Source organism: Rahnella sp. WP5 (assembly GCF_000745615.1).
GTDB classification, from domain to species: Bacteria; Pseudomonadota; Gammaproteobacteria; order Enterobacterales; family Enterobacteriaceae; genus Rahnella; species Rahnella aceris.
Genome location: NZ_JQJR01000010.1, coordinates 272,746 through 299,063, shown reverse-complemented (window position 1 = coordinate 299,063; position 26,318 = coordinate 272,746). Strand labels below are relative to the sequence as shown.

Here is a 26,318-nt window from a genome sequence, read left to right as displayed (position 1 = left end):
TATTGCTTTTAACGAAGGGTCGGACAAACTGAGGAGAGATGAGCTTCACCTGATGCCCGAACTGGCTGATGTGCCGGGCCATAAAATGGGCGCCCGCACAGGACTCCATAACAACGGTAGAAGCGGCACAAGTAGAGAGAAAGGCGGTTAACGGGTTGCGGGAAAACTTCTTACGTAGCAATGCATTACCGTTTTTATCCTGAGCGTGGACATGGAACGAATGCTTGCCGAGGTCAATACCGATGAGCGTAACGTTTTGCATGATGATCCCCTTCAGAAAGAAAAACACCCTGTCAGCGTACCGCTCACAGGGTGGGGGTGACCATCTTATTAAACGGGCCTTTTCTGGCCCGTTTTCTGTTTCATCCATAGGGCGTTTTAAACACCCATGATTTTCTTCACCGGCATAATGCTATCGCGCAGGCGGGTGAGCCACTGGCTGATCCGCGCCGCAACAGCAATGGCTTCGCGTGCATCGCTTTTGATCAACTGAATGCTCTGACCGGGCTGAACCTGCGCCAGACGCCATAAGTCTTCTTCAATAATTCCGGCAATTTTCGGATAACCTCCGGCGGTATTGGCATCAGCCAGCTGAATGATCGGCTCGCCGGCAGGCGGAACCTGAACGATGCCGGGGACTAAACCGTATGAACGCATTTCGATGACTTTCGAGGGCGTGACCGGCGCGCCGGATAAGCGGTAACCGGTGCGGTTGCTGTGCAAGGACACTTTCCACGGCTGCGACCAGAAGCGGGGAAGATCGGCTTCAAACAGCGAATATTCTCCGGCGGGAATAGCCCGCAGTTGCACGCATCCCTCAGTGCTGGTCGGGAATACGTTTGCCAGCGCGATCTCCGGCGGCTCGATGCCCATACCTTGCGCAGGCAGGGGAGATGTGGTGGTTTTACCCGCCGCGAGGCGATCGTTTTTCTCCAGCGGTCGTCCGTCTAAACCCCCAAAGCCACCACGCAGCGCGGTGCTGCGCGAGCCCATAACGACCGGCACGTCAATGCCTCCGGCGACGCACAAATAGCTGCGCGCACCGTAACGCGGGAACTGCATTTCCAGTTCCTGCCCTGCGCGGACGGAACACGCCCACCAGGGCGGAAGATCTGTACCGTCGAGCTTCGTGCGGCAATCTGCGCCGGTGATGGCAATGCTGGTATCGGCGAGAAACCGGACCTTAAACGGAAACATCTGCACTTCAATGCAGGCGGCGTTTTCGTCATTGCCCAGCATGATGTTGCCCGCGTGAAACGCCAGCGGATCCATCACGCCGCTGACAGACACGCCGATATCCCGGAATCCGTTGCGGCCCGCGTCCTGAACGGTATTCAGCGGGCCGGTTTTCACTATTTCAATCACGGCTGGTTCAGTCACAATTCAATCCTTTCTGGCAGAAAGCGCACGCTGTCCCCCGGTGCCATCAGCGCAGGATTCTCCGCCTGCGGGTCAAACAGCGTCAGTTCGGCGAATCCGATGGCGTTCCAGCCGTTTGGCCCGGTCAGGGCGGAAATCCCGGTCTGTGCGCCGCCGATGGTCACGGTGCCTTTGAGCATATTCAGCGAGGGGACTTTTTTACGCGGCGTGGCCAGAGACGGATCCAGCCCGTGGAGATAGCCAAAACCCGGCGCGCTGCCCAGTGAAAACACCGTGTAGCAACCCTCAGAATGGCGGCGGATGACCTCGCGCGGCGAAAGACCGGTATGCTGGCAAACCGCGTCCAGATCGGTGGCATGTTCACCGCCGTAAATCACTGGAATTTCAATCAGTTTGCCTTGCGGATGTACGGCCTGTGCCTGGTCCCAGGCGGCCACCAGCAGGGCAAAGGTGGCGTCGTAATCTGCCGGTGTCTGGCGAAACAGCACCAGCAAATTGGTCACGCCGGGGATCAGTGATTCGATATCATCACGCGCGCGCAATGCGACCGCCAGTGACCAGATGCGGCGCTGGGCGGGCAGGTCGAAATCTCCCGGTGCTTCAATCAGCCAGGCACGGCTGCCGATGGTGGAGATTTTGATGTTGTCGCCCTGACTGGCAAGAATAAAAGAGGCGCGGGAAGGCGCCTCGTGCGACGCAGTGATCATCGGTTATTCCAGAGGTTCGAATTTAAGGCTGGAGAGCGGCTGTACTTTGTCTTCGCGCACCATTTTGTATTCGGTATTTGGCCCGATCCAGGTATCCCAGATTTTATCGATGGTGCCGTCGTCATCCATCGCTTTCAGGCTGCTGTTAACCTTCGCCAGCAATGCCGGTTCGTCCTTTTTCATGCCGACGCCGATCGGCTCCAGCGCCATCGGCTCTTTGATCATCCCCAGTTCAATGCCGTCTTTTCCGGCCTGAGAAATCATTTTGATGGCGGTCATGGTGTTGGTCACAAAGCCCACCGCTTTATTCTGTTCCAGCGCCAGAAAGGCCGACGCAGCATCCTGGAAGGTCACGGCTTTTGCGCCTGCCAGATAAATCGATTGTTCAGACGTCGTGCCTTTGGTGGCGCTGATGCGTTTGCCTTTAAAATCCGCACGAGTTTTATCGACGTTGGGCTTTTTCACCACCAGTACTTCTTTCGCCACATAATACGGATCGCTGAACTGAATCTGTTGGCCGCGCGTTTTGGTATACGCCAGATTGGCAATCAGCACGTCGGCGCGGCCAGTGGCGATCACCGCAATACGCGCTTCAATAGACGTCGGCATCAGATTGAGTTTTACGCCCATCTGTTTGGCTAATGCCGTGCATAAATCGACGTCCATTCCCGCAAGCTGGCGCGTTTTCGGATCCGGCGACGAGAACGGCGGCACATCGGAATACACGGCACAATTGAGTGAACCGTGTGCCTGAATATCAGAAAGAACATCCGCTTTCGCAGAGGAAAAGGCCGCCATCAGTGGCAACGCCAGCAAGGAACAAGACAGTAACTTCAGTTTCATCATTCATTCTCCGGGATTTTTTAATTAGCAGTGTGTGACGACAACTTCCCCTGGCTCACTGTGAGCAAAACTGGCTGCGGTTTCTTTATGAGTCAGCCCGACTATATAAGCTCACCCTGGCGTTGTATAAGAAGTAAACCCTGTATGGCGATACGCTTTTTGTATGACCGGGAAAAAGGCGGCTCTGCCAGAATAGCGGACAGATTCATCCCGCTGCTCACCAGGAACGAAGGTTAATAATGAACGCCAGAATGGGTATTTCGCTAAAAATATTATCAGCCCTGTGTGCCACATTAATGCTGGCCTGCGTGAAAGGGCTGGGCGGAAATATACCTACCGGAGAAGTGATATTTTTTCGCTCTTTCGTTGCCTTATTCCCGCTGCTGATCTGGCTCAAATTGCAGGGCCCTGTTTTCCCCCAAATTAAAACGAAGAATATATCCGGCCATTTAATTCGCGGCTTTTCCGGCACGGGGGGAATGTATTTTAACTATCTGGCGTTAGTGTATATCTCGCTGGCGGATGCCACGGCGATAAGCTATGCCGCGCCGCTATTTACGGTGGTCATGGCCGCGGTTTTGCTGCGTGAAAATGTTCACGCAGCCCGCTGGCTGGCGGTGGGTATCGGTTTCACCGGCATTATCGTCATGCTGTGGGCGCATCTGACAGACAGCGGTTCGCTGCTGTCGGGCAGTTTTAAGCAGGTTTCGGCGGGGCTGGGCGTGATTCTGGCGCTGCTGGCGGCGATGTGTACGGCGGTATCTTCGGTGCAAATCCGTTTTTTAAATGGCATTGAAAGACCGGGCGCGATCGTTTTCTACTTCTCGCTGATGACCATGCTGATTGGTCTGGCGACGATTTTCTTCGGCTGGAAAATCCCGACTACCTTGCAGCTTTTACTGCTCATCGGTTGCGGCTTTTTTGGTGGAATGGCACAGATACTGATTACGCTGAGCCTGCGTTACGCCGATGCGTCGCTGCTGGCGCCTTTTGATTACACCACGATGGTCTGGTCGATGATGCTTGGTTTTCTGTTCCTCGACAGTTTTCCGTCATCTTCCACGCTGGCCGGTGCGTCAATCGTGGCCGCAGCCGGAATTTTCGCCTTATTGAGTGAGAGGCGTATAAACAGAACGGCTATTATCAAATCAGCAAAGTAGGGGAGTAAGGGGGGCGGTAAGCATCCTGATTTCCTCCCGGATATCTCAAACGTGCGTGGAACTAAAACGGGTGTGCTTACACAATTCTGCTCGACAACCATTTGCCTATCTTGCTGCAGGGCGCATCAGTGATGCTATTAATAAATGGATAAGCATCAGCGCAGGAAGTACCGCGCCCAGTACGCATATTCCCGTCCATTGCCAGTGACGAAATCCGACACTGCTCAGTGCAGAGCCCAGAGCCATTCCAATAAAGCCAGACGTCACAAAAATCGAGGTGATACGTGACTGCGCATCGACTTCAAGCTTGTAAATTATCGACTGATGAACCACCTGTAGCCCCATCGCAGCCACATCAAGAAGCAGTATTCCGCCAATCAGGAATAGCAGTGATGTTCTGGCCTCAGCCATCATCATCCAGGAAATCAGCAGCAACACAGCCAGTACAATGGTTAATATACGCGAATGTCCTCTGTCACTTATCCTGCCCGCGATACCGGCTGACATTGCGCCTGCAGCCCCAATCAATCCAAAAAGGCCGATCGCAGAAGGCTTAAAGTGATACGGCTCCCCGGATAAAAACAACGTCAGCCCTGTCCAGAGAATACTGAAACTTCCCATTCCCATCATGCAATAAAATGCACGAACCCGAAGCGGCTGGTGTTCCTTAAGGAGTGTGAGCATTGATCTTATCAGTATGGGATAGGATATTTTCTCGACTGAGAGTGTTGCTGGCACCATAAGTTTTCTGACTGTGAGCAGCACCATTGTCGCGGCGACACCTGCAAGCAAATACATCGCTCTCCAGCTGAGTGCATCAGCAACCAGTCCTGACACAGTCCGTGCCAGAAGTATCCCCAGGAGGATCCCTGTGATCATCTGTCCCACCCGCTGGCCCCGCTCCTCTGTAACAGTATGGCTTGCGACATAGGGGATCAATACCATGGTAGCGCTGGATGCCAGGCCTAGCAGCAGCTGTACACTGGCGAAAAACCAGAAACTCTGGCTGGCGGCGGTCAGCAACAGCGCAATAATACAGAGAGAAATCATCACAGATGCCAGGCGCCTGCGGTCGGTAAAGTCACCCAGGGGCACAAGAAACAATACGCCAAGCCCGTATCCCAGCTGAGTCAGCGTGACCAGCAAAGCCGTATCAGACGGTGGAGTCCCAAACTGCCGCCCAATAACGGCCAGCAATGGCTGCGAGTAATATATATTGGCGACCATAAAAGCCGCAGCAGCGGCAAACAGCACTGTCTGCCGCGCCGTTAAATAAACGGGACTTGTCGTATTCATTCTGACTCCACGGGAAGAAGTGGGCGGGACAGGCCCCTGGTGTCGGGGCCAGCTTGCTGGTACGGCCTCAGGCAGAGGGGTATTGCTTTTCAGCAGTCCATTCATTACTGGACTGCACATGCAGATCCCAGAAAGTCTGCGCTATATCACTGGATTCATCTGAACCCGCTGCGACCAGCGTGCCAACAGTGACCGTAGCGATATGAATGTTCTTTTCTTTCAGGTTGTCGAACAGGCCGTATACGAGGTTCCGTAAGCCTGCTTTGCCAACGCTCAGTGACAGGTAATCTGCATTTGGGTGGGTAGCAAAGATGCCGCCGGTCAGCAGGATAGTGCCTTCACTGCGCTCAGCCATGCTGAGGCTGGCTTCTTTTACTGCCACAAATGCGGCGCCGATATTGATGGTCAGGTCTTCAATAAAGCGATCAACGGATTGCGTTTCCAGCGTGCCATCATGCAGAGCGGCGGAATTAAAATGCAGCACGTCTATTGCGCCGGTTTCAGATTCAACAGATCGAATCAGTTCAGCGATGCCTCTGACATCGCTGGCATCAGCAAAACGCCCTTCAGCCTGATAGCCTGCTGCTCTCAGTACAGTAACCTGCTCAGAAACGTAATTTTTGTTACGTGATGTCAGCACGATGCGGAAACCTTCACGGGCAAAACGCACTGCAGTAGCAATACCAATTCCCGGACCAGACCCAATACTCAGAAAGGTTTTCATAGTGATTTTCTCTCAATTATGTTGTTGAGTGTTTATATTAATAACTTGCGATAAAGATGATAATTGGTTTGAATTGCAAATTATTATTGCGGGGAATGCATGAATGATGTTTGAGGAATTTGATGACCTGACAGCCTTTGTTTGCGTTGCCGAGGCGGGCAGTTTTACAGGAGCGAGTGACCGGCTAGGTCGTGACGCTTCTGTCATATCGCGCCGCGTTAGCCATCTGGAAAAAAGCCTTGGGGTTCGCCTTCTGGTACGTACGACGCGCAGTGTGACGCTGACTGAGGCAGGGACTTATTTCCTGCTGCGCACCCGGACAGCCCTTGATGAACTGAGTGCTGCCAGGCGTGAGGTCGGTGACTTTGCTTCCACGCCACAAGGCATCCTTCGGGTATCGCTGCCGGTCACCTTTGGGCGGGAAGTGATTGCGCCTGTTATTCCCGCTTTCCTGAAAAGTTTTCCTGACATACGTCTTGATGCCCATTTTCTGGATCGGCGGGTCGATATTGTGGCGGAAGGGTTTGATGCGGTCATCCGCGTGGGGATTATCCGGGACAGTTCGCTGACCGGACGTCAGCTTGGAACGTTTCGCAGCCAGCTGGTCGCCTCACCGGCCTATCTGATAGAACAAGGTACGCCTTCTGAGCCGGAAGAACTTGAACGGCATGCTTGCCTGGGCTTTACCAGTCATCCGGACTGGCCGCATTGGATCCTGGAAAACGGGCAGGAACGTGTGCAAGTGACACCTTCCGGACCACTGACAACCAATACCAGCGAAGCGCTGATGATGGCGGTGCAGCAGGGGGCAGGAATAGCGCTTCTACCTGACTGGATGGTCAATTCGGCACTTAAAAGCGGGGCGCTTGAAAAAGTCCTGCCGGGGTGGCTCAGCGCCACTGAAGTCAGTGTTTATGTACTGATGCCTCCCGGCACGCTAGTTCCGGCTAAGACGCGGGTGTTTATTGATACCATCTGCAGTCAGCTCGCGTTATCAAGCGTCTGGCCCGTCCGGAAAATCTGAAATGCTACGGCAGCTCGCGGTTCGATACCTCAACCGGAAGACGCTGGCCATTCTTGCCCGCACGTATAATCGTATCCAGAAGATAATGCAGCCTGACGGCATCGTCGAAATCTGGCGCGGTACGCGTGCCATTACGCAGATCAGCAGCAAGTCGCTTGTAAATGCGTGCAACGTTTCCACTGATATGCTCAGCGGGCACCGTACTGTCGGCCGGGACCGGCATAGGGCTGTGTTTCTTTTCTTCTCCCCGGGCTCCCGTGAGTGTAAGTGGCATTATCTGAGTCATGCCATTCTCTCCTGTTACGCGCAGATCCCCTTCACTGCCATGGATATCCCACACCAACCCTTCGGTGCCTCTGGGTTCGCCGCCCCGGAAATGAATGGAAAAGGGAGCGCCGCTTTTCATCAGCCCAGTCACTATAATCTGATCGGCCGCATCCATGCTGACGTACTGCCCCGTTTCAGGCGCGAAAACCTGAGGGATCCGGGTTTCAAGGATTGAAGACAGACTGGCAATATCGCCATGAACGTCCTGAAAGGCAGCGAGGGTATGTGCAAAAGGAATCGTAAGCATGGTGGCTCCGTTTTCACGCTTCAGCAGATACCCGTCTGTCGCAATTGACTCAATAACGTCTCCCCAGATCCGACCCCATCCGGACACAGATACCGAGCGAAGCTCTCCAACGTAACCGCCTTTCACAAGACGAGTCAGTTCTTGTACTGCGGGGCTGACGCGGGCCTGAGTGCCGATAACAGCAAGTACCTTTTTCTCACGGGCAAGTTCAGCCAGAGTCTGTGCCTCCTGCAGATTTCTGCCCAGTGGCCATTCGCAATACACAGGCTTTCCTGCACTGAGTACCTCTTTAAGCACAGCGTAATGACCAGGCACTTTGACGGTTACTACTATAAGGTCAATATGTGGCGATGCGGCCATCTGTGACACACCGTCAAATGCCATAGGTATCCCGCAGGCAGCGGCGGCGGCACGCGAACTCTCCAGGTTAGAGTTTGCCACGCCCACAATTTCAAAGTCGTCTGAAAGGTGTTGCAGAGCCTTGATGTGAGCGACAGCGGCCCAGCTACGACCAGGCTGAAGCCCGACGATCCCTATTCTGATTTTGCGATTATTCATCTACGGGCTCCCGATATTTACAGTGAAGCGCCCGCCAGAGAGGCAGTGCTACCAAACATTTGGTCATGCCGCACTGCCCGGGCCAGCAGTTCATTGAGGCGGTGAGCAGAAACCGGTGCACCCGATGCGGTCATGAACCACTCCCGCTCGGTAATGGTGTCAAACCGCACAGGGATCTTCCCCATGTAAGGCAGAACATAGGCAGGCATCGTGGGTTCACTTCGCCAGCTTTCTGACAAAGTCCCCATGTCTACAGCGTCGTAGCCCAGCTTATCGATGAGTGCAATAACGTCAGCCTTTGCAGCCTCATCATTGCCAGCCACAGGCAGAGCACTCCGGTCGCCGGAGCCTGCAGGACGTGCACGATTGCCCAGGCGAACCCAGTCCATGTTATTAAGCGCGCGCACTACCCGGGATTTGTGAAGATGTTTCTGAACCAGTTCGCTGCTGGTAATTTCTGCGGTACAGATCTCAGTCATTTCACCGTCGCGTTCCGGATAATAATTCATGGTGTCCACCACGATTTTTCCGGCGAGCTCTTCTGCATCAAGTTTTTTATAAGCAGCAAAGGGTATCGCGGCGATGATGATATCTGTCTCAGCAACCAGCCCCGTCAGAGTCGCAGCCCGTGCCAGTGAGCCAAGTTCATCAACCAGCTCTCTGAGAGTCTCTGGTCCACGCGAATTGCTGATAATGACGTTGACGCCTGCTGCAACAGCAAGCCTGGCGACCTGACTGCCGATCATTCCGCTGCCAATAATGCCAATGGGTTTCATTGTTAATCCTCACGTTGAGTTATACGTGTTGATTGTATAACTTGCGCTCAGACAGATATTAGAGGTGATGGACAAATGACTATTGCATCCTGCGCATGAATTACTTTAGGCATTTTTTAGCAGGGCGAGCGTCTGCTTCACGCTCTCAGCAGACCTTCAGCGTCACGTGTTTGTCTGCTCAGTGCCAGCGGACGTGACTAATATCATGCTGAATTAATCTCATGAGAGCAGACAAGCCCACTTTTGTCCTCTTGGGGTAGCAGAGGGATTAGTGTGGACTTAGGCATGTATGAGTCATTCGCGCTGACCAGCCAGTTCATGACAAAGCGCACCGATCTGTTCCACTGCATTGAGCAAGGTGGGCGAGGGTTCATTCGCGCAATTCAACCGCAGGAAGTTCTGAAATTCTGCCCCCGGGGAAAACAGGAGGCCAGGACTGACACCAATGCCCAGCGCCAGCGCGCGACGATGTACCACCAATGCATTCAGCGGATGCGGAAGTTCTATCCACAACAAGAAACCGGCTGTCGGCACGGCAACACGAGTGCCCGGAGGGAAGCTTGCGTTGACCCGGGCGATAACGGCGTGTACTCCCTCCGTGACCCGGAGCTTCAGGCGCCGCAGATGACGTTCGTAGTCTCCACTTGCCAGTATATCGCTCGCGGCTGCTTCAAGCAGCGGTGCGCCTGCCCAATCCCCGGCCATGCGGGCCTGCAAAACCTGCGTGTGGTAGCGTCCTGCCGCAATCCAACCGATTCTCCAGCCCGGGGCAAGGGTTTTGGATAATGAACTGCAGTAAATCACACTCCCACTCTGGTCGAAGGCCTTGCAGGCCGGAGGACGCTGCCCCTCACCGGCCAGGTCACCATATACATCGTCCTCAATTAAAGGGATGCCTGCACGTTCAATCAGCGCAACAAGTTCCTGCTTGCGGGGGACGGGCATACTGGCACCGAGTGGGTTTTGCACCGTGGGCGAAGCCAGCACGGCTGCGGGACGGTGGCGCTGAATAGCTTCACCCAGAGGTGCCAGCAACAAGCCTTCAGCGGGATCTGTGGGGATTTGCAATGCCTTGAGGCCTAGGTCCTCCAGCAGCAGGAGCGTACCGAAGTAGGCGGGTTGCTCAATGGCCACCACATCACCTGGCTGACATACAGCCCGCAGAGCCAGACGCAGTGCCTGCGTTGCGCCAGCCGTAATGACGAGATCATCCGGACCAAAACGGGCACCCCACTGTGCAGCGCGTACGGCTATATTTCTGCGCAGGTCTGCCCTTCCCGGCGGCAGGCTGTAGCTCTGACCGTGTGCGTCCAGGCGACGGCTTGCAGTCTGCAACGCCCGCTGTAGCGTATCTGTTGGCAGCCATAGGGGATCGGGCAGCGCTGCGCCAAGCGGCACCAGACGGGCTTCTGCGCTGCTGAATAGTGAACGGGCTACTGCTGACATTGTCACGGGGACCGGGCCAGGTAAATGATGGGATGACTGCATGTTCTGAGGTGTGTTTATCTGGCAAACGAAGTAGCCAGAACGCGGACGCGCAACAATCAGGCCTTCGGCCTCAAGACAACGAAGTGCTTCCAGTGCCGTTGGGAGGCTAACTTGCTCGCGTTCGGCCAGTTTACGCGCGGAGATCATCCTGTCGCCGGCTCGCAATACACCTGATGCAAGGGTAAGGCGCAGCATTTCAGCAATCCGGCGGTAATGTGGGAACAACAGACGTGGGACGGACATTGCGAACTGTACAGTCTGATTTTCGATAAATCTGACTATACAGACAATAATGCGGCCCTTCTATAGTAGTGCCGAACCCGAGCAATCAAGGAGGCATTATGCATAGCGACAACTTTGACCTTTCTACTTATTTCCGTCGTATAAACTACACCGGGCATGCAGCCGCCGATACCGCCACGCTGCACGCGCTCATGCGTCATCAACTCTTTTCGGTGCCCTTCGAGAATCTGGATGTACAGGCTGGCAAAGTCGTCTCCCTGGTACCCGAAGACATTGCAGACAAGCTGCTACAACGAGGTCGTGGTGGATACTGCTATGAGGTCAATGGGCTATTTGCAATGGCGTTGGGCGCTTTAGGTATTACCTACCGTTTCGTTGCAGCTCGTCCGATGTTCTACCCGGCACGCCGACCGAAAACGCATATGGCATTAATTGCTGAAGTCGATGACCGCCTGTGGCTTTGCGATCTAGGGTTCGGCAGCTACGGTATTCGCGCACCGATCGCCATAGACATGCCAGATACCGACATCGAACAGGATTTCGACACTTTCCGACTTATCCGTGACGGTAATAACGAGTACCTGCTACAAGCGAAGGTGGAGGGCGAATGGGCCAATCAATACAGTTTTGATCTGTCACCCCAGGAGTGGATTGATTTCGTCCCGGCCAACTACCTCAACTCCACCCATCCTGATGCCATCTTTGTGCAGAAGTTACTGATCGTGCAGCACGTCCCCGAGGGTCGGCTGATTTTGCTAGGGAATGTGCTGAAGACGATCACCGCAGAGGGCGTAGAAAAGCAGCAACTGACGGAAGACGATATTGCCCATGTCCTGAAAAACCGCTTTGCTCTGCCTGCACCGCAATACATCGGGAAGACAGTGTAATCCTGAGCACAGCCTTCCCTCTATTTATCCTCATGAAATATACAGAGGGCTGGCTGGTATACCTGTCGCAGACAACTCATTCAACACAGGATGGTCTGGAGGTGTTTTTAATTCAGTTGCAACACTGATGCTAATAGACCCTTCATTGAGCAGGCAATTAATGTCTGCTCTTTGCTTGTAGCTGCCCTTTGGTACTCCTGTGCCAAAAGCGGAAGTTACCTCTCGGGGGCATTAAAGATTAGCCTTGGTTATTATGATAAATTCATTCAACTGTCAGGGTTCAATTAGGGTGAGAAAAATGCTCTTGGAAAAGCTGAAAGCACTTGAATGCAGTCTTCACGGTGTCCGGCGGAATGATCGGAAATGGCTTGAACAGATATTGCATCCCGAATTTCGGGAAATCACACGGTCAGGTGTAATAGTTGACCGCGCGGAGACGATAGCATCTTTGACTGGCGAATTAAGTCCAACGATCATTCTTAGCAGTGATTTCCGGCTGATCAGCATGGGAGAGTACTGCGCCATTCTGCACTACAAGACGTTTAATTCGGACGGCAGCCGAGCATCCCTACGTTCTTCTTGCTGGGTGTATTCTGACAAGGGGCAATGGGAGTTGGCTTTCCATCAGGGAACACCAGAGGCGGGTGCGGTATAATTTTGGCAATGACACGCTAAAAAACCATCAGCCCGGTGGGTATCTCTTACAGGCATGAAAAGCCAATGTCAGCTCCCCGCTCAAAGCTGAAACTCACCAAAGCCAACGTCGCTTGGGTTCTTGCCAGGCCCCCTGCCAAAGGTCAAAACGCTTGAGTTGTTCAAGTTTCTGTAGAACAACATCTTCACCCACGGATGAGAGAATTCGCTCTGGAATTGAAATGCCGAAAAGGTCTTCAGCGACCGGGAATATTTCACATTCTGATGTAAGTGACCCCAACGATTTTTCTATCTTCTTACGCTCTGCTTTTACAATTAACTGAAGTCCCATCAGCATTTAAACTCCACAATGGCTGCCTGCTCAAACGCTTGTCTGACCTGGGGCAGGACCTGGTCAGGGATTGATTGTCCTCTAATATCATAGACGACCCGGCAAGTTCGAATGTGCGATGGAAGCTGTGATAGTCCGTAAGATATTCTGGCAATATTGTACGCAATACTGAGTTTTATAGATTCCGGGGATGCCAGGCTGTGGCTGGCTACAAGTAGAAACTCTCCATGTTCATCATTAATAAACTCTGGGGTAAACATCACACCTCCCTTTTATTACCTTCGCCGATTTCTATCAATTGAATGCCTTTTCATCAAAAATTTATCATAGCAGGTATCCTGACCGAAAAACGATGTCCGCTTCTCACTGTGCCGGAGGCGGACATCACAAGCAGCACAGCGTATTAGTTGTCGATGGTGAGGAGGCGATGTCCGGATGGCGTGACAAAATATCTCTATTAGTGAATGCTCCGGTTAAGCGGGATACTTACGTATGCAAGCCAGATTTCTTATTCGACACGCTTCACCTCCGGATGACGCTCTGTTGCCGCCTCATGTAAAATGTCATCAAGCCAACCTGGAATTTCTGCCTCTGTCAGATCGTTCGGAATTGCGATGTCGTAAAGCCGGGAAAATTTTCGTTCTGTCAGGTCTGCGCGGAATACCAGCCAGCGCTCCCCCTCACGTTTGATACCAAGGTGTCGTCCAAAAACGTTGTAGATCAGCATTATTAATCTCCTGGCATTTTCATCAAAGTAAAGGTGACAAATTCACAGAGTTTTTTTATTTTAAGCTGATACTATTATTTTTCGCCCATTTTCTTAATCTGCCATTAGCATTGGCATAGGGAGATGATGTGTTAAATGAGATCATTCGCCCCATAGTCCATTTTGTGTACCATGGTTTAGCATACAAAGCGTCATCAGTGAGCCCATCAATAAGTTTCACTATTTCATCTTTTACTTCCTCGAGCTCAGTAATTAACGCGTTATAATCCAATTCGCTATAATCAGAGTAAAATTTTTGCGCCAGAAGCCCAAGTTGATTCCACTTAAAACCGGTTTCTGGAAAATTAACAGGCAATCCTTTCCCGTCGGAAGTGATCCACTTTACAACCAGAGTGTTCCACCCGAGCAGATAGGAAACCAGATCGCGAACACTCATTTCCGTGCCCTTGCAGTGTCCATCCATTGAGTTATCTAAGGTGAGTTCGGGGGGGATGGCATTAAGATAACTGATTAATTTATTGAAATTTTTATCGATTGCTAAAAGCAATTCAGATTTTGTTTGCGGCACATTCATACAGAGTTACCCCGCACTTCAGAAGAGATCCATAAAGACGCCATGTGGTGTTTAAATATCAATCAATTATGTACTTCCTGGCACGAAAGGGGAAGTCCCTGTAAACAGCTATCTCTTTGTTCAAGGCACATGAATCACTCGAGGTTTGAGGCTATCAGGGGCTGCGACAGCAGCCCTGTGCCAGAGGCGGAAATCAAGGTATTTTCGATACATTAAATACTAGGGAGTCGGTTAACTTGCTTTCAAGTATGTTAATGATCAAATCGAGTGGGAAGATTATTTCATCGGTATGTCTGAGCTCTTCTATTGTCCACCAGTAATGATCGCGAATAACATTTTTTTCGTTGCTACTCCACCTTGAGCGATCAATATCTGATTTATTTGTATTAATAATAAAGAAATGCTCTTCAGCAAGAACAGTCTCCCCACCTGGTAGCATCATTGTGAAGGTTCTGGATGCTATCTGCGGTCCTGCATCTGTTCTTATCAGCCCCGTTTCTTCAAGTAATTCGCGTAAAGCAGCCTGCTCGAAAGATTCATTGTGTTCAAGTCCTCCACCTGGAGTTGCCCAGTATTTCTTGCCGCTCAAAGCATCATCTTTATGGCAGAAGTTAAAGAGCAAGACGTGATTTTCAGGCGAAAGAACTATTAACCGAGATGATGGACGAGTTCGCACAAATCCCCCTTAAATAAAGTATTAACCCTGACTTTTGAATTTATATATAACCATAATTTTCAGCCTTCATGGCCTAATAGAGCGGTATTTTCTTGCTGCTATAACCGCATTCAAAGTCTGCTCTTCGCCCATAGCTGCCGGTGGTCTTTCTAGGGCTGCAGAGCGATTTTACTAAAGCTGATAATATATCAATGGGTTGGAAAAGGTGTGCTCGACTCTTTTTCAGAAGCGGACAGAGTAAATCAAAAGTTATCAGCCATAGGATTAAGTCTATGATGAAAAATAGTTTAGGATTTATGTTAAAAGGTAGTGAATGACTGACCATAAAATATACAGAGTGAATGCAATCTGTAGCACCTTAAATGGATATCTTATATAGCGCCATTCGTGGCGTTCTCTGGCGTTGGCTTTTGAGATTGAAGCTTCTAAATTTGGTTTTTTTTTCCTTCTTTTCCGCAGCTCAGCACAACCCCAAACTAAAAGAAGTACTACCACCACAATTTTAAGAAGTACTGAGCTGTCTATATTGAAATGTGTTTCCCAAGTCCAATTAGTATTGTTCATCCTTTCTGACCTTTTACATTTTAGCCTGATCTCAAAGAGTTATAACAAGTAATGACTTGCATATCCACTCAAACAAAATGGTTAATCAAAATTCTTAGCAATGATCATGTCCTTAACAAGTTGCATAGTGAAGTCAGATTCGTGTTGGGTAAATGACTTTCCTACCTTTTTGGGCACGATATCAGGCCCCCGCTCATAGCAGACCTTCAGCGTCACGTGTTTGTCTGCTGCGTGCCAACAGCGGACATTATTTACATCACGGTATTTTAATTGATGAGAGCAGATTCAACGGATATTTTAGAAAATTCATGTGGCCAGCATGAGTCTATTCAATAATGGAGATGCATATATGGATAAACACTTTTTTGTGTGTATTTTCGCGCTTGTCGCTTTTTCTTTGGGTGCTGCAGATGGTGGTGCGGGAGGTAAGGGGGCGTATGGTGGAAACGGTGGGTCTATGTCACAACCTGGTAAACCAGGTGCAGACGGAGGGAGGGGCTCTGACGGCGGCAGTTCAGATAATTCACCAGGTAGGGCAGGATGCCCAGGAGGAACGGATCCTGCTGAGAATGGCACTTTTTATCTCCCAGGAACAAAAGAACAATGCAATCCAGGTCCACAGGACTCAACGAAAAGTGCAAATTTGCTGTAATGCATCCTCGTCGTAACTGATTTTATAATTAATCCGACTGGCTGACAGACTCGGTCGAGGATCCTCATTGGAGATAAAAAATTTGGATATGGAACTCAGTATCCGAGAAGCAATACGTTCTGATCTTGCGATCATTAGTGATTTGGCTCGCGAGCTCAATATCATCCATCATAAAGCGCGCCCAGATATTTATGCTGATGTGACTTTGAATGAGGGAGCAGATGAACCCCATTGGATGGAATTTATTGAAACTGATGATCATGTTGCGTTTATAGCCCGGCATAACTCTCTTCCCATCGGGTTTATTACAGCGAACATATCAATACCAACAAGTCCACTTCTGAAGCCAGTCCCTGGTTGTAGGATTTGCTCAATATGTGTTCTTGAAACATACAGAGGGCAAGGAGTGGGTAAAGTATTGATGAACAGAGTGCGTGAATGGGCTTTGGCACGTAACGCGCAGGAACTCCGACTGGCTGTTTGGCATTTCAACAAGGCAGCAATCCGCTTGTATGAGGAGTTTGGTTTTGAAGTGCGTGCGCTTGAAATGGGCATGCCGATATCTTCTAAGGGGAAGGCCTGAGCGTCGGCTTCGCTCACAGTGGACAGTCCGTCTGCGTGGGGCTGCTATGTGACAGAAACGGGCAGAGCGCGAGTAAATACTCATCAACAAGATGATATTGGGGAACTAACTACCCCTGGTTATATTTGCCAAAATTTAAGATGTCCTATAATGATTTTTTCATAAAAATACGGCTTGTTCCTTCCGGTTGACAGTCAATACGCCCGAACTCTTCCCAGCCATACTTTTTATAAAAATCAGGAGCCTGAAAGCTTATTGTATAGAGAAACGCAGCAGAGCAGCCTCTTTTTCGCCCTTCATCTTCAAAGCGATGAAGGATGTCTGAACCTATCCCCATTTTTCGCAACCCGGGTGGAAGATAAAAAAGATCTATAAACAGGAGTCCCAGCGATGACCGCCCTTGCATTCCGCCAAGTACCTTACCCGTGCGGGTTGATCTGACCAATACAGACAGTGGCTTACGATCGTTTATACCCGTCATAAGATCGTTAAATTCATTGAGCCCTTCTTCAATTAGCAGCAATTGCGCTGCATCTGAATCTTCACCTACCTCAAGACTGATTTCTTCCGCTAAGCTGACCATTCCCTATGCCCTTTCAAAAGTGACAGACCCAATGCCTGAGTAGCCAGTGAGGTTAGCGCGGACAACCTGGATTTACCAGTTGCCCGCCTTTTCAGAATGCATAAACACCTGCCAGGTAATATGAGGTCTTAATGATTTTAACTACCACACCGCGACTCATTATTCGCGCATTCAAACAGAAAGACGCATCGGCACTTTTCGATTACCTGTCTTCACCCCGCACACCTTGTTTTCAGGACGAGAAACTCAATTCACTGGAAGATTGAGGTTGACAGGAGAGCCCGTGATACCAGCCAGTTCGCTGTATGCCTAAAAGAGACTGATGGCATCATCCAGCCTGTTTAATTCAATTCGACGCATTTCTCCCAGCCCATCTGGCCAGCGAACTCAGGCCAGAAAGCGATAAAAGATTCTCATCTTGTTGGATTTTCGCCAAACGAAAACGATCTTCGTGCTAACCCCTGCTGTTCAGCAAAATCGCAAGGCATCGACCGTTTTGTGATCTACATTGCAGTACATAATTAATGCTTTGTACTACAATTTTCATCAAGGTTAAGAACAATAATTGTGAATTGTGCGGTGATCTTGCGACGCATAGGCTCGATACAGGTAAAGTACCCGGCAACTTTTCCTTTTAGTCTTTTGTGGAGCATCTATGAGTAGCCAGGAGTTGAGCAAAACCGATCGCATTATTCTCGAGATAGGGCAGCAAATCGTCACTGGCAAATATGCCCCGGGGTCTGCGCTGCCAGCGGAAACGGAGTTGTGCGAAGAGTTCCAGACGTCACGGAACATCATTCGTGAAGTGCTTCGCTCGTTGATGTCGAAGCGGCTGGTGGAGATAAAGCGTTATCGCGGTGCTTTTGTGGCTTTACGCAACCAGTGGAATTATCTGGATACCGATGTTTTGCAGTGGTCGTTGGCGAATGATTATGACCCGCGGCTGATCCCGGCGATGAGCGAGGTGCGTAATCTGGTTGAACCGGTCATTGCCCGTTGGGCTGCGGAAAGGGCGACCTCCAGCGAATTAGCGGTTATTGAAAAAGCGCTTAACGATATGATCGCCGATCACCAAAATCGTGACGCCTTCAATGAGGCTGATATCCGTTTTCACGAAGCGGTACTGGCGTCGGTGCATAACCCGGTGCTGCAACAACTCAGTGTGGCGATAAGTTCCTTACAGCGTGCCGTATTTGAACGGACCTATATGGCCGATGAAGCCAACATGCCGCGCACATTGAAGGAGCATCAGGATCTGTACGATGCGATACGGCATCAGAACGCAGATGCAGCAGAACAGGCGGCACTGACAATGATCGCCAGCTCGACCAAAAGGCTGAAGGATATTACATGAGAGAAAGTTATATCGCCATTGACTGGGGCTCGACCAACTTGCGCGCCTGGCTCTACCTGAACGGTGAATGTACCGATCACCTGGAGTCAGAAGCGGGGGTTACCCGGCTCAATGGCCGTACTCCTGAACAGGTTTTCCGCGACACACTTTTACCCTGGCAAGCTCATCAGGTACCGGTTCTGATGGCGGGAATGGTTGGCAGCAATGCAGGATGGATGACGGTACCGTATCTGCCTTGCCCGACGCGGCTGACTGATTTCTCCAGACAGTTAACGCGGGTGGAGCAGGCGACACCGTTCAACGCGTGGATTATTCCCGGTCTGAGTGTGGTCAGCGAGGGGAATTGCAATGTCATTCGCGGTGAAGAAACACAGTTAATCGGTGCTTATACAGAATGTCCGGCTTCGCTTTATCTGATGCCGGGAACGCACAGTAAATGGGTACAGATGGACGGTAGCGAGATTGTTGATTTCCGTACCGTCATGACCGGCGAACTCCACCATTTGCTGATGCACCATTCGCTGATTGGTATCGGGCTGACTGAGCAACAGGCAAATCCGGCGGTATTCCAGCAGGGGCTGGAGAGTGGTTTCAAAGAAACCAACATTATTCGCAGTCTTTTTGAGACCCGCGCGGCGCATGTGTTAGGGCAATTAGATAAAAGCGCCGTCAGTGAATGGCTGTCGGGGTTGTTGATCGGCAATGAAGTGTCGCAAATGCAGCGGCAATACGGCATCACTGGCGATCAGCCCATTACCTTAATTGGGAGTCCCAAACTGACCGCACGTTACCAGCAGGCATTGAAGTTTGCCGGACTGACCTGGCAAACGCTGGAAGGCGATCGCGCTTTCCAGGCAGGTATAAGGAGTATTATCAATGAGTTGGAATACTGAACTTCCGTTAATCGCCATTCTGCGCGGTATCACGCCACAAGACGTTCAGGCGCATGTGACAGCATTGCTGGAGGCAGGCTTTGATGCCGTGGAGATCCCACTCAACTCGCCTGACTGGCAGCGCAGCATCAGTGAAACGGTGAAAGAGTTCGGGCATCGGGCGCTGATTGGTGCCGGGACGGTTTTACAACCTGCGCAAGTTGATGAACTGAATACGATGGGCAGCCGTCTGGTGGTCACCCCTAATATTCAGCCGGAAGTGATTCGCCGGGCTGTGGGGTATGGCATGACCGTCTGCTCTGGTTGCGCGACCGCGACGGAAGCCTTCAATGCACTGGATGCGGGCGCTCAGGCGCTGAAAATCTTCCCTTCCAACGCCTTTGGACCGGATTACATCAAAGCGTTGAAAGCGGTGCTACCGCCAGAAATTCCGGTCTTTGCCGTGGGGGGTATCACTCCTGAAAATTTACATCTCTATCTTAATGCCGGTTGTATCGGTGCAGGGCTGGGAAGTGATCTCTACCGTGCCGGACAGTCTGTTGAACGTACGGCACAACAAGCCAACGCCTTTGTTAAAGCTTATAAGGAATCAACCCGATGAAAGTGACTAAACTAACCACCTACCGGCTGCCGCCGCGCTGGATGTTCCTGAAAATAGAAACTGATGAAGGCATTGTCGGTTGGGGAGAGCCGGTTGTTGAAGGCCGTGCCCGCAGTGTGGAGGCTGCTGTGCATGAGCTGTCTGAATATGTGATCGGACAGGATCCGGCGCGCATCAATGACATTTGGCAGACCCTCTATCGCGGTGGATTTTATCGCGGTGGTCCGATTCTGATGAGCGCGATTTCCGGCATCGATCAGGCACTGTGGGACATTAAGGGCAAAGCCCTGGGCGTTCCTGTTTATCAACTGCTCGGTGGTCTGGTTCGCGATAAGATTAAAGCCTACAGTTGGGTTGGCGGCGACCGCCCGGCAGATGTGATTGAAGGCATTAAAAAGTTGAAAGGCATTGGTTTTGATACCTTTAAACTCAATGGCTGCGAAGAAATGGGCATGATAGACAATTCACGTAAAGTTGACGATGCCGTCGCCGTCGTGGCGCAAATTCGTGAAGCATTCGGTAACAGCATTGAGTTCGGACTCGACTTTCATGGCCGCGTCAATGCACCTATGGCGAAGATTCTGATCAAAGAGCTCGAACCTTACCGTCCGCTATTTATTGAAGAACCGGTACTGGCCGAACAGGCAGAATACTATCCTCGTCTGGCTGCTCAGACACATATTCCCATTGCTGCCGGTGAACGCATGTTCTCGCGCTTTGAGTTCAAACGTGTATTGGCCGACGGTGGTTTAGCCATTATCCAGCCGGATTTGTCGCACGCAGGTGGGATCACGGAATGCTTCAAAATTGCGGCGATGGCAGAGTCTTACGATATTTCGCTGGCACCGCATTGTCCGTTGGGGCCGATCGCACTGGCTTCTTGCCTGCATCTGGATTTTGTGGCGCGTAATGCGGTATTCCAGGAGCAGAGTATGGGTATCCATTATAATAAGGGTGCCGAATTATTGGATTATGTCATTAATAAAGAAGACTTTACCATGACGGATGGTTATTTCTATCCGCTGAATAAACCCGGACTGGGCGTTGAAATTAATGAGGAGTTGGTGATTGATCGCAGTAAGAATGCCCCTGACTGGCGCAATCCAATTTGGCGTTATGAAGATGGCGCTGTCGCCGAATGGTAACCTGCTCTATATATTTCAAATAACAGAAGTATCAGGTAAAACTATATCAATAAAGCAATTAATAATAATATCGATATATCCGTATTTGTTTTTCAATCCACATTACGTGGAATGGCCATCTTATGCCCTGACACCAGAGCAGACTCATTAAGGTGATAATAATGAACATCGATCTGTGCTCTACAACACTAAAAAAATTAAACGCAAAAATAATACCTTTCATTATTATTTGCTACTTTGTTGCCAATCTGGATAAAACCAATATATCCGTTGCGGCACTGCAAATGAATGCCGATTTGGGCCTGTCTGCCAGTATGTATGGCCTGGGTGTCGGTATGTTCTATATCTCCTACATTATTTTTGAAATACCCAGTAACGTCATTATGACGCGGGTTGGTGCACGTATCTGGATTGCGCGCATCATGATTACCTGGGGGGTTGTCAGCGCCGGGATGTCACTGGTCCATACGCCGACACAACTGTACGTGATGCGCTTTTTGCTGGGTATGGCAGAAGCCGGATTTACACCGGGGATTATCTACTATATCTCCTGCTGGTTTCCCAAGAGCAACCGCGCCCGTGCCATGTCGTTCTTCTATATGGGATCGGTGCTGGCGTCAGTGATTGGATTACCGATTTCCGGCAGTATTCTCAATATGCACGGCATTGCCGATATCGCGGGCTGGCGCTGGCTGTTTGCGATGGAAGGCATCCCGGCCATCATTCTCGGCTGTCTGGTACTGTTACGTCTGCCGGATACGCCAAATCATGCCACCTGGTTGAGTGCGGACGAGAAAAAATGGCTGAACACCCGGTTACAACAAGAGAATGGTGACGTAGAAGTAGGGAAACATCATTCATGGGCCAGTGCGCTCAGGAATAAAGTGGTATTGATGTTGAGTCTGGTGTGGTTCCTGCAAGCATTTTGCTCAATTGGTATTACACTCTTCCTGCCGCTCATTATTAAAAGTGTGGCTACAGAACAGAGTAATTTCGTTATTAGCGTTTTGTCGGCCATTCCTTTTGCCTTTGCCGCGATATTTATGTACGTGAATGGACGTCATTCGGATCTCACCAAAGAGCGTTCGCTACATCTGGGGGTGCCGTTAATTATTTCCGGCTTACTGCTGGCTGCCTCGATATATACCAGTAACCTCTTTATTGCCTATATTATGCTGGTATTGACCGTCGGCTTTAACTTCGCGCTGACCCCGATATTCTGGGCGGTAACGACCGAAAAATTAGCAGGTGTTGCTGCGGCGGCGTCTATCGCCTTCATTAATGCCATTGCCAACTTTGCCGGTCTGGGATTGCCGCCATTGCTGGGAAAAATAAAGGACGTCACCGGCAGTTTCCATTATGGCTTATTGATCATTGCTACGGCACTGGTTATCGGCGGCATCGTGGGTATTTATGTCGGCCGTCCGGCTAAAGTAATAGCGACAAAATCGTCAGCCTCATCATTATCGCAACACTAAGGTCTTGTTATGAAGAATATCGCGGTTAAACAGAAAATATTGAAGCAGGCATCGCTGCCAGATCAGTTGAATGCACAACTGAACGCGCTATACGATGTGTATGAATACAACGACATGGCCGCCGGGGAGTTTGACCGGTTAGCCGCCGAGTTTCGTGTAGTACTCACTAACGGCGAAGCCGTGGTCAGTCGCGAATTTATGGGACGGCTACCTAACCTTGAACTCATCAGCGACTTTGGTGTTGGCTATGACGGTATTGATGTTGCCGCAGCAAGAGAACGTGAGATCGCTGTGACCCATACTCCCGGCGTACTGACGGATGACGTCGCCGACCTGGCCATGGGGTTGATACTGGCAACGTCACGCCAGATCCCCGCAGCACAACGCTTTATCGAACAGGGAGCATGGCAGAAGGGCGGTTATCCCTGGACCCGTAAAGTCTCAGGGGCGCGGTTAGGCATTATTGGCATGGGGCGTATTGGGCGTGCTATCGCCAAACGCGCTGCGGCATTTAATATGTCGATCGCCTATACGGATCGCGCTGCACTTGCCGACACGGATTACACCTTCCATGCAACATTACTATCGCTGGCCGGGGCGAGTGATTTTCTGGTGGTCTGTACCAACGGTGGTGCCGAAACCCGCGGCCTCGTTAACCGCAATGTATTGAATGCTCTGGGCGCGGAAGGCATTCTGATCAATATTTCCCGTGGTTCGGTAGTCGATGAGCGGGCGCTGATTGAAGCCATCGAAGAGGGGACACTCGGGGGAGCCGGTCTTGATGTTTTCACCGACGAACCGCACGTCCCGCACGCATTGTTACACCGGGCAAATGTGGTGGTCACGCCGCATATGGCCAGTGCTACCTGGGCGACGCGCAAAGAGATGTCGCGTCTGGTGCTGGAAAATGTCAACGCCTATTTTGCTGGCGAGCCGTTGGTGACACCTGTTCCGCAGTAAGCGAGTGAAAACGTATTCTGCATGTAAATCAAAGCGCGGCGTTACGTCGCGCTTATTTATTGCCAGCGTTAAACCCCCATCCGGGAGGGGATAATTGTCCCGGAGCGGAGGGAAGACTGGAAATGCCTGAGGTATTCAATGGCAGAGGCCTTGCCGTAAAGATATAGACAATGTCTATATCGCTTGCGAATAAATCGATTTCACTTTGTTGAACGTCAGACTTATGCTGCTGCGGAAACATTAAGGGCTATCAGGAGAGAATATGGAAACCCAACAACTGGCAGCGTTAGTTGTTCACTCAATTGGCGGCGCGGATAACCTCACTAAAATGACCTACTGTGCCAGTAGGATCCGGATGCAGGTTCGCGATGCTTCCCGGCTCGACAGGCAGGCATTAGAAGCACCGGAGGCCATTCGGGCTGTACTTGAAGTAGAAACACCACAATGCGACACGGAGTATCACCTGGTGGTCGGACCGGGCAATACCCGGTCGCTGTATCAGGCGCTGACGGCGTTAACTCAAAAATAGTCAGACCAGCAGGTGGCTGACCCGCGCCAGATGCTCTTGCATCAATGCCTGCATCTGCACCACGTGCGCCGCATCCATCTTCTCCCGCATCATATAAAAGCCCACGTTATAGCGCGGGCTTTGTTGCGTGGTTTGCAGCGGTATAATGCCGTAAGGCGCAAAGTAGTCCGCCATGCACGTCGGATAACTCAGCATGATGGCGTCGGAATCATTGACCATGTCTATCGCCGCCATCATCGAGTTAGTTGACCAGATCACCCTATCTTCAAGATGCATCTGGTTGCGCGCCAGCCTTTTGGGTTGCATATCTTCGACCATGTGTTGAAAACGCCCTTCATCCGGCGTCAGTTCAACGCAAGGATAGTCTTGCAGCTGGAAGGGGTCGATGACGTTGTTGCCTAACGGATGCCCGCGTCGGACAAACAGGCTGTCGGTGACGCTGAACAGCGGCACAAAGGTGATGCCTGCCCTGGAATTCAGCCCCTGAATCTCATGCCCGATAAAGAGATCGATATCACCGCCAAGCAGTAAGTCCATCAGTCGCAGGTGATTTCCCTGATCAATATGGATATTTACCGTGGGATGCAGCGTGCGGTAAGTGTTGAAACTGTCGCGTACAAACATGTGCCACCAGGCATGCCCGGTGCCCATCCGCAGACTCTGCACCTGACGCGCTTTGATAAGCGCCAGTTTACTCAGCGTATTTTCATAAATACGCTGCATCATCTGCGCCTGCTCCAGCAAAAGATCGCCGTACTCGGTCGTTTTCACGCCCGTTGAGGTGCGCACAAGCAGCTGCACGCCCAGATTCTCCTCCAGCTTCTTCATATTATGCGTAAGTGTCGGCTGACTAAGGCAAAGTTTGTTTGCTGCATGACTCACATTTTTGAACATCGCCACTTCGATAAACTGCCGCAGAATTTTATCCAAGATCACACATTCCTCTAGTGGTATAGATAATTTTTATACCTTAGCAGTGAAAATCAATTTCCACCAATGTCTCCGCTTCGCTATTTTCCTCCTATGACGGTATTCCCGCCACGACCTGAGAGTAAGCCATGAGACGAGTAATCCCGGGACTGGTTGCAGCCACGCTGACCCTGACATCGAGTCTGGTTCATGCCGACACCCTGCGTATGGAATGTCCGCCTGGCAAGGAAAGTCGTCAGTTCTGTAACGACATTAAACAGCAGTTTGAAGCGCAGACCGGTCACACGCTGGAATTTATCGATCTTCCACCGGCCTCGAATGAAAAATTGTCGTTGTTTCAACAGATATTTGCCGCCAAAGATTCGGGCGCGATCGATCTCTTCCAGGCCGACACCGTCTGGATCGGTGTGCTGGATAAACATCTGCTGGATTTAACAGATAGCGTCAGTGATATCCGCAATGATTTTTTCCCGAACGCGTTCCAAAACGACATCGTTAACGGTCGTGTCAAAGCCATTCCCGCTTACATGGATGCAGGCGCGCTGTTTTATCGCAAAGATTTATTGGCGAAATACGGCCAAAAGCCGCCTGTGACCTGGCGCGAGCTGACGCGTATTGCCACGCTGGTTCAACAAGGTGAGCGTGAAGCGGGACATCAAAACTTCTGGGGGCTGGTGTTTCAGGGCAAAGCCTATGAGGGGCTGACCTGCAATGCGCTGGAGTGGGTGGAGTCGCAGAAGGGCGGCAGTTTTATTGATACTAACGGCAATATCACCATCAACAATCAACGCGCCGCACAGGCGCTGGATATGGCCGCGGCATGGATCGGGAAAATCGTTCCACCGGGAGCATTAGGTTACATGGAAGAGGAGTCCCGTCCGGTCTTCCAGAACGGTGATGCCCTGTTTATGCGCAACTGGCCTTATGCCTACACGCTGGCGCAAGACCGCAGCAGCCCGATCCGTGGCAAAGTCGGCGTCATTCCGTTACCCCGGAGCGAGGACGGCACCTCTGTTAGCACCATGGGCGGCTGGCACTGGGCGATCAGCGCTTACACCAAAAATCCGAAAGCCGCGCTGGCGCTGTTAAAAATTGTCAGCAGTGCCGAATCACAGAAGAAAGGGCTGACGCTGATGGGCAGGGCACCGTCGCGCACCGCGCTGTATGACGATCCTGACGTCCTGGCGCAGGCACCCTATCTCGCCGAGTTTAAAGAGATCTTCCTGCTGGCCAGGCCTCGCCCTGCATCGCAGACCAAACGCCAGTACGCGCAGGTATCCAAAGCGATTTATAACGCAACTTACAACGTGCTGCGTGGCGACAGCGACGGGGCGACCGCAGTGGCAGAGTTGCAGCAGCGGCTGGAGAGAATTAAAGCCAGAGGATGGCGCTGAGTTCAGCGTCCCCATTAACGGTCCGGAGTT

27 protein-coding genes and 2 pseudogenes are annotated in these 26,318 nt (G+C 51.2%); 14 read left to right on the top strand and 15 right to left on the bottom strand.

Annotation, left to right across the window (positions count from 1 at the left end; genetic code table 11):
* The 4 genes and pseudogenes from EX31_RS10440 to EX31_RS10425 all read right to left on the bottom strand — a co-directional run.
* Positions 1 to 262, bottom strand: a pseudogene (locus tag EX31_RS10440) (IS110 family transposase); the annotation flags it as partial.
* A gap of 116 nt (positions 263 to 378) precedes the next feature.
* On the bottom strand, positions 379 to 1,365 hold the full coding sequence (locus EX31_RS10435; RefSeq protein WP_197060721.1) for a 5-oxoprolinase subunit C family protein: 987 nt from the start codon (positions 1,363 to 1,365) through the stop codon (positions 379 to 381).
* Positions 1,366 to 1,376: 11 nt separating this feature from the next.
* Positions 1,377 to 2,087, bottom strand: coding sequence for a 5-oxoprolinase subunit PxpB (gene pxpB, locus EX31_RS10430; RefSeq protein ID WP_037034597.1), 711 nt, complete (start codon positions 2,085 to 2,087; stop codon positions 1,377 to 1,379).
* 3 nt (positions 2,088 to 2,090) lie between these two features.
* Positions 2,091 to 2,930: a transporter substrate-binding domain-containing protein gene (locus EX31_RS10425; protein ID WP_037034626.1), complete on the bottom strand. Its 840-nt coding sequence runs from the start codon at positions 2,928 to 2,930 to the stop codon at positions 2,091 to 2,093.
* Positions 2,931 to 3,169: 239 nt separating this feature from the next.
* Here EX31_RS10425 and EX31_RS10420 point away from each other — a divergent pair, with 239 nt between their 5' ends.
* The gene (locus tag EX31_RS10420; RefSeq protein ID WP_037034595.1) at positions 3,170 to 4,090 is read left to right on the top strand and encodes a DMT family transporter; all 921 of its coding nucleotides are present in this window, start codon (positions 3,170 to 3,172) and stop codon (positions 4,088 to 4,090) included.
* Between the two features lie 105 nt (positions 4,091 to 4,195).
* Here the strand turns inward: EX31_RS10420 and EX31_RS10415 are convergent, their stop codons facing one another.
* A complete protein-coding gene (locus EX31_RS10415; protein ID WP_037034592.1) occupies positions 4,196 to 5,386 on the bottom strand; it encodes an MFS transporter in 1,191 nt (396 codons plus the stop codon).
* Between the two features lie 67 nt (positions 5,387 to 5,453).
* Positions 5,454 to 6,110, bottom strand: coding sequence for an SDR family NAD(P)-dependent oxidoreductase (locus EX31_RS10410; RefSeq protein ID WP_037034590.1), 657 nt, complete (start codon positions 6,108 to 6,110; stop codon positions 5,454 to 5,456).
* 103 nt (positions 6,111 to 6,213) lie between these two features.
* Here EX31_RS10410 and EX31_RS10405 point away from each other — a divergent pair, with 103 nt between their 5' ends.
* The gene (locus EX31_RS10405) at positions 6,214 to 7,134 is read left to right on the top strand and encodes a LysR family transcriptional regulator (RefSeq protein WP_231576045.1); all 921 of its coding nucleotides are present in this window, start codon (positions 6,214 to 6,216) and stop codon (positions 7,132 to 7,134) included.
* Between the two features lie 4 nt (positions 7,135 to 7,138).
* Here EX31_RS10405 and EX31_RS10400 read toward each other — a convergent pair whose 3' ends face one another.
* The 3 genes from EX31_RS10400 to EX31_RS10390 form a co-directional block, all read right to left on the bottom strand.
* Positions 7,139 to 8,266 carry a Gfo/Idh/MocA family protein gene (locus EX31_RS10400; protein ID WP_037034588.1) on the bottom strand — a complete coding sequence of 376 codons (1,128 nt, stop codon included), beginning with the start codon at positions 8,264 to 8,266 and terminating at the stop codon, positions 7,139 to 7,141.
* A 17-nt stretch (positions 8,267 to 8,283) separates the two neighbouring features.
* Positions 8,284 to 9,042: an NADPH-dependent F420 reductase gene (locus EX31_RS10395; RefSeq protein WP_037034586.1), complete on the bottom strand. Its 759-nt coding sequence runs from the start codon at positions 9,040 to 9,042 to the stop codon at positions 8,284 to 8,286.
* A 294-nt stretch (positions 9,043 to 9,336) separates the two neighbouring features.
* Entirely contained in the window at positions 9,337 to 10,773 is a 1,437-nt protein-coding gene (locus EX31_RS10390; protein ID WP_051931012.1) for an aminotransferase-like domain-containing protein, read from the bottom strand.
* 98 nt (positions 10,774 to 10,871) lie between these two features.
* On the opposite strand from EX31_RS10390, the gene EX31_RS10385 reads away from it, so the two are divergent.
* Both EX31_RS10385 and EX31_RS10380 read left to right on the top strand, forming a co-directional pair.
* Positions 10,872 to 11,660 (top strand): arylamine N-acetyltransferase family protein, encoded by a 789-nt coding sequence (locus EX31_RS10385; protein WP_037034582.1) that lies wholly within the window; start codon positions 10,872 to 10,874, stop codon positions 11,658 to 11,660.
* A gap of 298 nt (positions 11,661 to 11,958) precedes the next feature.
* Positions 11,959 to 12,315 (top strand): nuclear transport factor 2 family protein, encoded by a 357-nt coding sequence (locus EX31_RS10380; protein WP_037034580.1) that lies wholly within the window; start codon positions 11,959 to 11,961, stop codon positions 12,313 to 12,315.
* Between the two features lie 93 nt (positions 12,316 to 12,408).
* Here EX31_RS10380 and EX31_RS10375 read toward each other — a convergent pair whose 3' ends face one another.
* The 4 genes from EX31_RS10375 to EX31_RS10355 all read right to left on the bottom strand — a co-directional run bounded on the left by EX31_RS10375 (position 12,409) and on the right by EX31_RS10355 (position 14,622).
* Positions 12,409 to 12,651, bottom strand: coding sequence for a hypothetical protein (locus tag EX31_RS10375; RefSeq protein ID WP_225444888.1), 243 nt, complete (start codon positions 12,649 to 12,651; stop codon positions 12,409 to 12,411).
* A 502-nt stretch (positions 12,652 to 13,153) separates the two neighbouring features.
* The gene (locus EX31_RS10365) at positions 13,154 to 13,372 is read right to left on the bottom strand and encodes a DUF7661 family protein (RefSeq protein WP_013575645.1); all 219 of its coding nucleotides are present in this window, start codon (positions 13,370 to 13,372) and stop codon (positions 13,154 to 13,156) included.
* 55 nt (positions 13,373 to 13,427) lie between these two features.
* Positions 13,428 to 13,946 (bottom strand): ClbS/DfsB family four-helix bundle protein, encoded by a 519-nt coding sequence (locus EX31_RS10360; protein ID WP_013575644.1) that lies wholly within the window; start codon positions 13,944 to 13,946, stop codon positions 13,428 to 13,430.
* A 193-nt stretch (positions 13,947 to 14,139) separates the two neighbouring features.
* Entirely contained in the window at positions 14,140 to 14,622 is a 483-nt protein-coding gene (locus EX31_RS10355; protein ID WP_037034576.1) for an NUDIX hydrolase, read from the bottom strand.
* Positions 14,623 to 15,926: 1,304 nt separating this feature from the next.
* Here EX31_RS10355 and EX31_RS10345 point away from each other — a divergent pair.
* Positions 15,927 to 16,421 carry a GNAT family N-acetyltransferase gene (locus EX31_RS10345; protein ID WP_197060718.1) on the top strand — a complete coding sequence of 165 codons (495 nt, stop codon included), beginning with the start codon at positions 15,927 to 15,929 and terminating at the stop codon, positions 16,419 to 16,421.
* A 145-nt stretch (positions 16,422 to 16,566) separates the two neighbouring features.
* Here the strand turns inward: EX31_RS10345 and EX31_RS10340 are convergent, their stop codons facing one another.
* Positions 16,567 to 17,004 (bottom strand): GNAT family N-acetyltransferase, encoded by a 438-nt coding sequence (locus EX31_RS10340; RefSeq protein ID WP_037034573.1) that lies wholly within the window; start codon positions 17,002 to 17,004, stop codon positions 16,567 to 16,569.
* Between the two features lie 131 nt (positions 17,005 to 17,135).
* Here EX31_RS10340 and EX31_RS26315 point away from each other — a divergent pair.
* From EX31_RS26315 to EX31_RS10305, 8 genes and pseudogenes are all read left to right on the top strand, one after another.
* Positions 17,136 to 17,337 (top strand): annotated as a pseudogene (locus EX31_RS26315) (GNAT family N-acetyltransferase); the annotation flags it as partial.
* Between the two features lie 322 nt (positions 17,338 to 17,659).
* The gene (gene dgoR, locus EX31_RS10335) at positions 17,660 to 18,358 is read left to right on the top strand and encodes a D-galactonate utilization transcriptional regulator DgoR (protein WP_037034570.1); all 699 of its coding nucleotides are present in this window, start codon (positions 17,660 to 17,662) and stop codon (positions 18,356 to 18,358) included.
* Entirely contained in the window at positions 18,355 to 19,251 is an 897-nt protein-coding gene (locus EX31_RS10330; protein WP_037034568.1) for a 2-dehydro-3-deoxygalactonokinase, read from the top strand. The genes dgoR and EX31_RS10330 overlap by 4 nt, the downstream gene beginning before the upstream one ends.
* Positions 19,235 to 19,852: a 2-dehydro-3-deoxy-6-phosphogalactonate aldolase gene (locus EX31_RS10325; protein ID WP_037034565.1), complete on the top strand. Its 618-nt coding sequence runs from the start codon at positions 19,235 to 19,237 to the stop codon at positions 19,850 to 19,852. Before EX31_RS10330 ends, EX31_RS10325 begins: the two co-directional genes overlap by 17 nt.
* Positions 19,849 to 20,997, top strand: coding sequence for a galactonate dehydratase (gene dgoD / locus EX31_RS10320; protein ID WP_037034562.1), 1,149 nt, complete (start codon positions 19,849 to 19,851; stop codon positions 20,995 to 20,997). Before EX31_RS10325 ends, dgoD begins: the two co-directional genes overlap by 4 nt.
* 161 nt (positions 20,998 to 21,158) lie before the next feature.
* A complete protein-coding gene (locus tag EX31_RS10315) occupies positions 21,159 to 22,475 on the top strand; it encodes an MFS transporter (RefSeq protein ID WP_013575994.1) in 1,317 nt (438 codons plus the stop codon).
* Between the two features lie 9 nt (positions 22,476 to 22,484).
* Complete coding sequence (locus EX31_RS10310) at positions 22,485 to 23,435, top strand: 2-hydroxyacid dehydrogenase (protein WP_037034560.1); 951 nt, start codon at positions 22,485 to 22,487, stop codon at positions 23,433 to 23,435.
* A gap of 262 nt (positions 23,436 to 23,697) precedes the next feature.
* A complete protein-coding gene (locus EX31_RS10305) occupies positions 23,698 to 23,964 on the top strand; it encodes a PTS transporter subunit EIIB (RefSeq protein WP_037034559.1) in 267 nt (88 codons plus the stop codon).
* Here EX31_RS10305 and EX31_RS10300 read toward each other — a convergent pair whose 3' ends face one another.
* Positions 23,965 to 24,900 carry a LysR family transcriptional regulator gene (locus EX31_RS10300; protein ID WP_037034556.1) on the bottom strand — a complete coding sequence of 312 codons (936 nt, stop codon included), beginning with the start codon at positions 24,898 to 24,900 and terminating at the stop codon, positions 23,965 to 23,967. It abuts the gene before it with no gap.
* A gap of 122 nt (positions 24,901 to 25,022) precedes the next feature.
* Here EX31_RS10300 and EX31_RS10295 point away from each other — a divergent pair, with 122 nt between their 5' ends.
* Positions 25,023 to 26,288 carry an ABC transporter substrate-binding protein gene (locus tag EX31_RS10295; protein WP_037034554.1) on the top strand — a complete coding sequence of 422 codons (1,266 nt, stop codon included), beginning with the start codon at positions 25,023 to 25,025 and terminating at the stop codon, positions 26,286 to 26,288.
* The last annotated feature ends 30 nt before the right edge of the window (positions 26,289 to 26,318 follow it).